Genomic DNA, 11,366 nt, shown 5'->3' on the forward strand with positions numbered 1-11,366 from the left:
GATTTGAATCGCGAAATCCCATTCCCCGGCCGATACCGCTTTCGTAATATGATGCACTTCTTGACATATTAAAGGTCACCATACACTGATACGGATTCCATATGTTTACCATGCGGTTAAGCTTTTCATCGTTTGACTCAAGAGTAAACACCGAAAGGAGATTATCCCAGTACAATTTAAGTTTATCAAGCTCCGCGTCGCATTGTGCTGATGATTCATATCTTGCAATCATTTCCTTTGCCTTTGTCTTATTGATTACATTAAGGCTTTCAAATTTCTCGTCCTTTTCATTCTCAATATATCCAAGAACAAATATGTATTCGCGGCTTTCTCCCGCGTCAAGTGACACGTCAATCTGATGAGATGCGATAGGATACCAGCCCGAAGCTACTGAATTGCCGCTCTTGCCATTTATTACTTTGTCAGGAGTGTCAAGACCGTTAAAGGCTCCAAGGAAAGTGTCTCTGTCTGTGTCAAAACCACTTATTTCGGTATTTACTGAATAGAAAGCGTAATGGTTTCTTCTCTCACGGTATTCTGTTTTATGGTATATAGCGCTGCCGTCAATTTCCACCTCGCCCGTATTGAGGTTACGCTGATAGTTAAGCATATCGTCCTGAGCGTTCCAAAGACAGAATTCAACGAATGAAAACAGATTTATGTTTTTAGCCTCACCGCTTGTATTTGTCACCTTAATTCTATGTATTTCGCAGTTATCGTCCACAGGAACAAAAGCTGTCTGCTCAACGCGGACGCCGTTTCGCTCGCCGGTGATTTTTGTGTAACCCATACCGTGACGACACTCATAAAAATCAAGCTCTTTTTTCATCGGCATATACGAGGGTGTCCAGCAATCGCCATTATCGTTTATGTAAAAATAGCGTCCACCGTTATCCGCAGGGATATTGTTGTATCGGTATCTCAGAATTCTTCTGTGCTTTGCGTCCTTGTAGAAGCAATAGCCGCCGGAGGTGTTTGAAATTAATGAGAAAAATCCGTTTGTTCCAAGATAATTTATCCATGGAAGCGGCGTTCTCGGAGTCTCTATTACATATTCCTTATTCAAATCGTCAAAATATCCATATTTCATATTTGTTCTCCTTACCAATAAATTTTCCAATCGCTTTTTTTCATGCGCATTAATGCTTCAAGATAGAAGTAGTCTCCCCAACTTGTACATTCCGGCTCATGACCGTGTTTTCTGCTGTACATACCGTCTTTTATAATTCCGTTGCTTTGAGGATAATCTACTGTCGTGTACTTTTCCGAAAGACTTGTCATCATCTTTTCCGCCGCATCAAGGAATTCCTGATTGTGATAATATTTTTCCATTTCAAGAATTCCGCACACCGCAACCACTGCTGCGGAGGTATCCCGTGGTTCATCGCTACCATCGGAGAAAATCAAATCCCAATACGGAACAGAATCCTCCGGAAGATGGTCAATAAAATAATGCGTAACCCGTTCAAACAACGGCAAAATCGACTTCTCTTTAGTATAGTGGTAACATAGAGCAAGACCATATACTGCCCATGATTGTCCTCTCGCCCAACTGCTGTCATCGGAAAATCCCTGATGAGTTTCTCCCCGAAGCGGCTTATTGGTTACAGGATCAAAGAAAAAGGTGTGATATGAAGACGCATCAGGACGGATAATATTTGCGATTGATGTCTGCATATGATTATAGGCGGCGTCATAATACTTTTTGTAGCCTGTCACTTCGCTCGCCCAGAATAGAAGCGGAATATTTAACATACAGTCAACAATAAATCTATAACTTTGCGAATCATCCATAGCACCCCACGCCTGAATAAATTTACCTTTTGGCTGATAACGCTTCAAAAGCCATTCTGCCGCCTCAATTCCATCCTGCTTCGCCTGTTCATCTCCTGTTATTCGATAATCGGCGACGCTTGAAAGTGTAAACAAAAAGCCCATATCATGATGCTCCAGTTCAACTCGATCAACCAACCTCTTATGAAACATTTCACTGTGATGCTTTGCCGAATTATAAAAAGCTTTATCACCTGTAAGCTCATACATAAGCCATAATATCCCCTCATAAAATCCGGTAGTCCATGAAACGTTCTCAAATTTTTTGAACACAAGATTTTCACTTTGTTCTGTAGGAAAACAATCATAGAAATAATTTAAGCTTTTTCTTACGATGCTCTCCGCATATGTAATCGCTTTATCAATATTCACTTTTTATCACTCCTCCTACTATAATAAATTTATGCGTAAATTACACGACAGTCATTCGTGTATATATCCATCTTGTTGCTTAAACTGATATAATGAAAGTGCAATTTCTGACGTATCACGCCTCGGATTTTCTGTCTGTAGATAAGTCAGTCTCTCATTTGTTGTGTTCGATTTATGCAGTAGATAAAAGGAGCTTTTATCCAGCCCTTTTTATTATAATTAGTTGACGCTGTTTACCGCCTTCGGTATGAAGGATTACCTTTGATGCTGCCTCTCCTGCACTCTGCTCTGCGAGCAAATCATCCTCTGTGGGAACATATATTCTATTTGTAGTCTCATCAATAAACAACACATTATATCCCGAGAAATCAGCTATTTCAATTTTGTCTGTCTGTCCCAGAGCAGTATCAACCTTTGTTTTCAGAACAAGATTTGTTCCGTTTCTGTAAAGCAACGTACCATATACCAATCTATACATTGCACCGTAATTATAGCTACCAATGGCATTGTATATATGTGATGTATTATGGCCATTTTCAGCATACTTTCCGTCTGACACAGCAATCATTGTTTTATTTAGTGTTGACGTCTCAGCAGTTTTTCCTTCTTCATTCCCTGTTTTTACATAATCAGGATTGTCTTCATCCTTCAAAGAGAATACCTTAACATAATCCACAAGCTCGCCTTTACTGTTTGTAACATAACGAATTATATCACCATGCTTTACTTCCGACATAATTTTTGAACCGTTAGGTCCATTATAGTAACGTTTCAGATAGACATCTTCTGCAAGGTCAACCTGCATTTGAGCATTACCCTGCCAGCCGATTATTCGAGTTACACTCTCATCATTATCATTAACTGCCTTTACTACTTCGTCCACTACTGTAAGGGGTACTTTTTTATCTATCTCAGGTATTACGTCACTTGTATAATATACTATTACACCTGCTGTCCGAGATTCATCCACGTTATATGCTTCAATGCGATTTTCGGTTGTGTATTGTGTCCCGGTCTGCGGATAATATACCCAATCATCGAAATAGGTTAAATTTGTCTTAATATACTGTGATGCATCTCCGATATCCCCTCTATCGTTTGAAACGGGAACTACAAAAACCTTTGTCTTTGAATTTATCGCCACATTATTTCCGTTATCACTATTAAATGCAAGTGTATTTCTAAGATACATGCCTCCCGGTTTTATGGAAGATGTCCTTTTAGAAAAATCGTTATACATTGTCATAGAATTGTCATGGAATACATCATTCCACTCCGGATTTTCATTGTCGCTATGATATGGAGTATCGATATATTTAATCTCTCCCTCATCGTTGAGCTTATACATAATTGGGACTCTTACATACACATAACTGTCATCACTATAATCAGCCATTATCTTATATGACGAATCCAGTGTTGCAAGCGTAGACCTCTGATAATCCGCTGCTATTTTTAATGCAGTTATTATTTTTTCTGCACCTTTGCAAGTTAAACCATCAATTTTTGTACTTCTTGCAAGTTTGAATTCATTCATATCACCGGTATAAGGAAGTAGTTTGGCTATCACATCGCTCCTGTTATCCTCAATCCAAGCCTGTATTAAGAATCCATATTGTATATCGTCAGTTTTAAGCAAATCATAACCGGCTATCCTACCTCGGTAATCAAGATACACCGTATATTTATTTCCATTTTTAATTGCTTTTGCGTCTTTATAGTATTCAGCATTTGTTGAATACTTATATGTCCTGTCCTCAAATTTAATTTTAGTGCCATTAGTGCTCTTTACTACACCGGTATACATCAAATTGCTTACTATAATCTTTGTCTTGTTTGTTTCAATATCTTTAGCAACTGATAGAATTGAATCCTCTGTTATATAATAAGCATCAACAGGATTGCCCATACGGTCAGTCATGTCGCAGTCAGCAAAATTTACCTTTAATGACCCGTTTGGGTCATCATTGTACAGACCATAAATCATTCCCTGCGACTCTACAATACGTTTTACAACCATTATGTCATATTTGTATACAAAAACAACATCGTACTTACCATTGTTATCGTTATCCACTAATCTGATATAATCGCAGTTATAAAAATCTTCCTCGTCTAACGATTTTGGCGAAAATCCGTTAAGTATCTCTTTCGCTGATGAATTAAGAGATACTTTTTTTGTTTTATTGTCGCTATAGTATCGTATTATGTTATTTTCAACACTTTTAATATCTTCGCCGTCTATCGTTATTATGCTGTTATTTTTGTGATAAGAGATATATAAGAGAGTATTTCCTCCGGAATCTTCCTTTCGGTAATATGCCTCCACCTTACACGCAAGGTAATCATATAAATCACTGCGGTCACTGGCAAGAAGATAATCTCCTATTCTAATACCTTTATATATTGTATCACCACTCGTTATTGCATGCTCTGAAACAGATTCTACAACTCCGGTGATTTTATAAGCATCCTTGAAATACTCTAAAGTATTAATGCTTTTATGACCGTTATTTCCATATGAAATGTATACATCGGCCTTTATAGAATCATTAAGAAGAGATGCCGCATCAGTTCTTCTGATAGAAGCACTTCGGTTATCCAGAAAGTTCTTTGTTATATCATAATTTGCGGCAATTTGTATATACGCATTATCATTGCCTCCATACATATAAGCAATCTGCTTATACCCCAAAGCATTTACAAGTGTTCTGAGTGCATTATCAAAACTTATTTCATCCGTACAATCTATATTGAAATCTACATATCCCATACTTTTAAGCATATCATGGGCTTTTTCCCACATGTCTTCTTTGTTTGCATCTTCGTCATAAAATGAGTCACAGTTTATGTAGCGGCACACTGACAGAAAAAATTCACCTGCCTTGATTGGCTGAAGATATGAACCATCATCAATAGGAACCCACATTTCAAAAGCTGTAAGCTTTTTTACTGTTTCATCATATTCATTCTTACCCATAATGTACGTATCATATTCAATATCCTCTATGTACGCGTCATCGGGGTTATCCAGTTCATGCTTAGGGTGCGAGTCTTGAATGAGAACATTTTGTTCCTCATCGCTTAGTCCCGCATCATTATCTCTGTTGCCGTCATCATCAAAGTTTTCAGCTGAAAACACTGATATTGCCGCTGTAAATATTACACTCAGAGAAAGCATCAACGCAATTATTTTTCTTAATTTATTCATGTTACTTCCCCCTTTATCGTATTACTATTGCCGCAATCGATGGCACATCGTTATGTCTTGAAATAATCACTCTCGAAGCTTTTGCCTCTCCTGCAAGATTAGATGGAATTATATCATCAAGACTTCCCAAATGAACTCCTTCGCGACTGTCCTCCAAAATATATACACGATTATTTTTAAGATTGAAGTATCTTTCGCATTCCAGACTGTTGCTTCCTGCTGTTCCCGGATATGTCTGTATAATCATTGATGAACCTGTTATTGATTTTACAATGCCAAATTCCGTTGAATATTGAACACCGGTGAACCAGTATGGATTTTTGCCTTGCCATATACGTCCCGATACAACATCGGTATCAGGATTAGCAGCCATGTCATCAAATGCGATAAGTGTCTTTGCAGAACCGATATATGACTTTGTTTCTCCGTATTCATTGCCTCTGATTACCACATCGGGATTATCATTGTTATCAAAATCAAATATTTTATGATAGTCAACAATTTCATTATTAGCATTCGTTGCAATCCTTATAAGGTCTCCCTCGTCAATGGTTGATGTAACAGGTCCTTCGCTGCTATTATACTGTCTTTCAAGTTCTACTCCCTCAGCGGTCACAAATTCCTGTTCTGTACCATTGTATAAAAGAGTTAGTAAATAACGCTCGTCATCATCAACAGAAGTGAGCGAAACATTCTTAACCGCCGCCATAACAGAACTGTAAGTGAGCTCATTTCCTCCTGCATTATCCGAACGTATTACGGCAATTCCCGCTACCATGTCCTTAGACATATTATATAGTTCCACCGTACCAAAAGTTGCAGACTTCAAATCTTTAAATTGCTTTATCTCATAATATTGGGAGTCGTCCATTAATGATTTGCTCGCCGGAACATACATTATTTTTGTCTTCTCCGAAAGTCTTGCATAACCCGGGAAACTCCTATAGTTTGCATTATAGTATGTGTCAGAAAGGTCTGTGCTGCGGGTGAATACACTTGCCGTTGTATAAAGCTCGTCAGCATCTACATATTGTGCAGTTTTTACTGACTGAATTTCACCATTATTATTCAGCTTGTATCTTATAAGCTGATTAACTGAATCCGGGTCTGTATTTACATCCTTGAATAGCTTTTCAATGTCTGTATATTCATTTACTTTTTTGTTATTTACCTTTGCATTCCGTGCGAACTCTAATGTTTCCATATTTCCGGATGTAGTATATACTTTTAGGTATGGTCCATCGCTATGCTCTGCCGGAAAAGCTTGTGCAAGATATGCAAAGTTATTTACCTCATCATTGTCATCAAATTCGGCATATGCTATTCTGCCACGATGGTCAAGCAATACACTGACAGCATTTCCTACTGACAATAATGAATATGTTGTATTTTGTGCCGCAAGAATATCTGTCAAGTCATACTCCGCATCATCAATACTAACTGTTAAATTCCCGTTGTTTCGAGCAGTCCTCTTAACAACTCCGTCAGCTTCTTCCCTCGATATGTAAATTACAGCATTTTCTTTTTGTTTATCCTCGATAACTGAAAGAATATCATAAATCTTTAAATTTCCTATCGATGTAAACTTTTCGTCAGTGTCATATACAATTACAGTTTCCAAATCATTAAGTTTTATCGACGGCTGATTATAATAATCATATAATGTATTTTCATACGGTGTAAGCTGATTTATACAGTATATTGCTTCTCTGATTACATTTACTGTATCATACATTCCATCATTGTTACTGTCTATCAGAATAACCTCATCAGCGTTTTTAATGTCTTCTGTATCATATTCAGCAACATAATTGTAATTATACAAGCGATTTATTGTCTTCGGAAGTGTTTCTTTCTTCTCCGAGTTTGTTGTTTCATTTTTATAATATTTCAATACAGAACCATCAAAGTCTGAAATCAAGTCCTGCTCTAATGAAAGGACATTATTTTTCTGGTTCGGCTCAATAAATTTTAGAGTTTCATCATCTTCAACGTAAAAAGCGTTTACTCTGTAACCAAGGTATCTGTATACATCTTTTATATCCGTACTGAAACTATAAGAACCTATTCTCACTTCATCTGCACTAAGACCTCCACTTCCGTCTAATGTGCGAGTTCCACATACATATACTATATCATCAAGAGTAAGTATTCTATGATAATAATACAAAGGTGTTATATTAGAAATAGAGTATATTGACGATTTATCCAAATCATCCACAACCATATATGCCTTGGACGCCGAATCAAATATCTCCAATATATCCATAAAAGAAAGCGTATCATCAATAGTCTTTCTCAAATTCGGAATAATATCGTTGCTTACCGCTACACTGTAGTATGAACTGATATTACCGCCGTTCTCGATAGCATAAACATCATATCCCAGTACACGGCACATGATAATAGCAACCTCACCCAGAGTTATCGGATTGTCAGCCCCAAATACTGAGTTGTTCTTATCAATATAACCGTTATCATAAAGAAATCGAATTTCATTGTAATATGTACTTCCGGGCACCACATCACTGAATATGGTCTTGTCATCGCTTTTCTCATAATTTTTAGCATTCACAAAACCTGCCAGATATTTTGCAAACTGACCTTTCGTTACAATACCGTTTTCCTCGTTAGGAAAAGGAATTATATCCAGTGCCATAAACTTTCCGGCAAGAAGCATATATCTGTCACTGCCTGTCAAATTCGTATACGATATGTTTCTTGATTTCATAAACAGAGATACAGAGTAAAGTATCTGAGCAGTCTGTGCTCTTGTTGCATTTGCCCTCGGCATAAAGCTTCCATCACCCATACCGTTTATAAGTCCAAGATTTTTTAGTGCATACACGCTATCTTTAGCATAATCAGAAATATCACCATCATCTGTAAAGCTATCTATCGCAGCACCGTTCAATTCACAGTTTTCTTGCTTAAGATATCGTACTATAAGAACTGACATATCTTGACGTGTAATTTTTTCTCCCACACCGAATATATCTTCCTCAATTCCACTTACGATACCCATATCGGCAGCAGTATTTACATATGGAGCATACCACTTATTCTCATCCACATCACTGAACTTATTATCAACATTTTCCGTTTCCTTTCCGAAAATTCCAAGAAGCATCTTAACAAACTCCTCACGGGTTACGGAATTATCTGTGCCAAAGCTTCCGTCTCCGCGTCCGCTGATAACTCCAAGATTTTTTAATGAATTTATCGCAGTATACGCCCAATGGTCCGTATTTACATCTGTAAATATTTTATTGTCTTTTTCAGATGACACAGTATCATTTCCGGTCACTTGCGAAACTATCATAGATGTACTGCCTTTTCCCGAACCGTTTCCTGATACTGAGCCTATCCCGTTCGTTTTATTTGGATTTTTACTGATAGAATTCATGTACTCATCAAGCAATGTCCCTAAAGATGACAACGACTCCACTCTTTTTTCAGTTACATATTTATAATATCCTGTACGATTACTGGCACTAAGTCCCTCAAGGCTGCTATAACTGATATAAGGTGCAAGTATATTCTTATTTTCTGAAATAAGATTGCCAATCTCACCATAACCATTTACGCATCCAAAAGCCACAAGCAGAGCATTTTCATTAAATGCACTTCTCAACGATTCTATAGAATCATAATCATTTTTTGCCGTAGCCGAAAGAACATTGCTGAGTAAACTATCAGATGTTATATACTTTTTAAAATAATCGGTTCCTCCGTCAAGTTCAGCCAAGTCATTATATGAGGAATATATCTCTTTTAAAGTTTGAATTGAATTTGTTTTGTTTAAAAGCTTAACTACAAGTTCTTCACCGATGTTTTTTCGTATATCGCTTACTGCTGATACGTTTCTGTCGGCAACCGACACGGCTTTTGCAATTTCAGACAATGTTAATTCCTGTGACAAATAATTGTCAAGATTTATTATTGCCTTATATTTTTCAAAATAATTTGCACAATCAGATTCGGTAGTGCCGAGAGTTTTATACTCGCTTATACATGAGTTTATTTCTGTCTGCGAGGCATTATAAAATTTTCTCGATACTGTATTTCCATACGATAAAACCGCATATATTTGTCCATATGCCATTCCACCGGTATGAATAGCACTGTTTATTGTATTATTTTCAGTATTAATAGTATACGCACCTATATATTTATCATCTTTTTTAAACACAACAAATGCAGTTCCATCTCCTGTGACGGTTCCGTTTATGTTTATAGTTTCACCACCGTCAGAAGCTATTATATGACTTTCAAAAATCGTTCCGGAAGGTGCAGTGTATTGCATTACTCCGCTTCCCACTTCTATAGGCGGGCATAAGAGTTTATAATCGGTTTCATTATTAAAAATGTATATCTCTACCGAACTATCACTTTCTTTTTTGATGTTAAAATTAAATGTTGTTGTATCACCCGCACCAATACTGCGTTGCTCAGCAAAAGACGCACTTGTACATACTCCATCGTTGTTTTTTACAACTGCGAGAGCACATGCTTCAACGGAAACACTCGATGATTCATTTGTCACCGGTACACTTATATTATTTCCGTTTTCTTCAATATCGCTCACTTCCGGTTGTATACTGCTTCTGGCAGTGAAGTTTACATTATATGTTTTCTTTACTTTTCTGCTGCCTGAAGTGATTGTAATCATTCCGTTTCCGGGAACAGACTCAGGAGCGGTTATTTCATATGATGCACCCGTAAGTTCTTGGCGTGTATTGGTCTTTGGAATAGTAGGTGTCTCAACATCTACGGTTACATTTTTCTTAATATCCTCCGCAGTATATGACGCCGGCACAGGAATATTATTTGATGACGCGTTTTTGTCAAAGTCCTCGACTTTTACTCCCTTTACAAAAACTTCTGAAATATTTGCATTTTCAAAATACGCTTCTTCTCCGGTTGACGGCGGGGTTATTGCCTTTACTTCATCTGTAGAACGGTCAAAAAGTATTTCGTCAATCTTCAATGGTTCTTCCCACGGTGTTTCAAGTGTATCTGAAGTCGGATTAGCACCAAAATAATCTTTATACGGGAAAATTATTGTCATTTGATTAAGTGCCGTATAAATATCGCTCTGTATTCCTTGGTCCATCGTTACTGACCCGGACTTAAACGCAGATGTCGGTATTGTTATGTATTCCCATTCGCCGTTGTTTGGAAGTTGGAACTTTTTTGAATACTTCTTGTTCCCCTCTGTACTTGAATACTCCATGGCGATTTCAAGAACACGATGCTCTGCTGCACCATTCCCGTGGTCAACTGTCTGAGGTGTATGTACCCACATGGAAATATTTTTTGTATCTCTCATAAGGTCAAGCATTGAAATACTTTCATTAGCAAGTTCTATCGGCTCGCTCTTAAACTGCATTACAAAGCCATTGTATCTTTTTGACGGGTCGGAAATCTCATGTCCCGGATATGTTATCTGCATAGCATTTCCATACTTACCTGATACATAGCTTTTTTTAGTGCTTATAGTACCTCCGTTATAACTGTAGACCATACGAAAGTCAGAGTCACTTTCCATTGAAAGCTTATAGTTATATTTGATTTGTGATTCTGTATCCTGTGCGGTTACAACAATGTTTACACCACCAAGAGCAATTACAGCGGCACATATAACCGAACAGATTTTTTTAATCATCCTCATTCTCTGCCTCCATTCTATTTTACTATCAGTTTATAGGTCTGCGGCTCAATACCGTTATTCGATACATCCGATACGGTTATTGTATATTCTCCCTTTTTATCCTTAGGAATGGTAAATTTAAAGTTACTATACGAATAATTTCTCCACGGCCAATGCGGATATGAAACCCATTTCGGATAAACCTTGTAAAGTGCATTATCAACATTGTCAACAGGCAATCCCTCAACCTTTAGTTCACCATTTAGCTCATGCTCCGTTTTATTCATAATATGAATT

At 37.3% G+C, this 11,366-nt stretch carries 5 protein-coding genes; all 5 read right to left on the minus strand.

The window, feature by feature from the left end; all coding sequences use genetic code 11:
* The coding region (locus ACLTU0_RS04225) for a GH36-type glycosyl hydrolase domain-containing protein (protein ID WP_412321493.1) at positions 1–1,090 on the minus strand (1,090 nt) is incomplete at its 3' end.
* Positions 1,091–1,101: 11 nt separating this feature from the next.
* Positions 1,102–2,205, minus strand: coding sequence for a glycoside hydrolase family 88 protein (locus tag ACLTU0_RS04230; RefSeq protein ID WP_412275055.1), 1,104 nt, complete (start codon positions 2,203–2,205; stop codon positions 1,102–1,104).
* A gap of 196 nt (positions 2,206–2,401) precedes the next feature.
* Entirely contained in the window at positions 2,402–5,416 is a 3,015-nt protein-coding gene (locus tag ACLTU0_RS04235) for a hypothetical protein (protein ID WP_412321494.1), read from the minus strand.
* A gap of 13 nt (positions 5,417–5,429) precedes the next feature.
* On the minus strand, positions 5,430–11,090 hold the full coding sequence (locus ACLTU0_RS04240; protein ID WP_412321495.1) for an S-layer homology domain-containing protein: 5,661 nt from the start codon (positions 11,088–11,090) through the stop codon (positions 5,430–5,432).
* A gap of 14 nt (positions 11,091–11,104) precedes the next feature.
* Positions 11,105–11,366: hypothetical protein (locus tag ACLTU0_RS04245; protein WP_412321496.1), on the minus strand; the 262-nt coding region annotated here is incomplete at its 5' end.

The organism is Hominilimicola sp. (assembly GCF_046972485.1).
GTDB lineage: Bacteria > Bacillota > Clostridia > UBA1381 > UBA1381 > Hominilimicola > Hominilimicola fabiformis.

Bases quoted from the DNA above. Each gene is read 5' to 3' on its own strand.
- ACLTU0_RS04235 (WP_412321494.1), bottom strand. From the start codon at position 5,416: ATGAATAAATTAAGAAAAATAATTGCGTTGATGCTTTCTCTGAGTGTA.
- ACLTU0_RS04240 (WP_412321495.1), bottom strand. From the start codon at position 11,090: ATGAGGATGATTAAAAAAATCTGTTCGGTTATATGTGCCGCTGTAATT.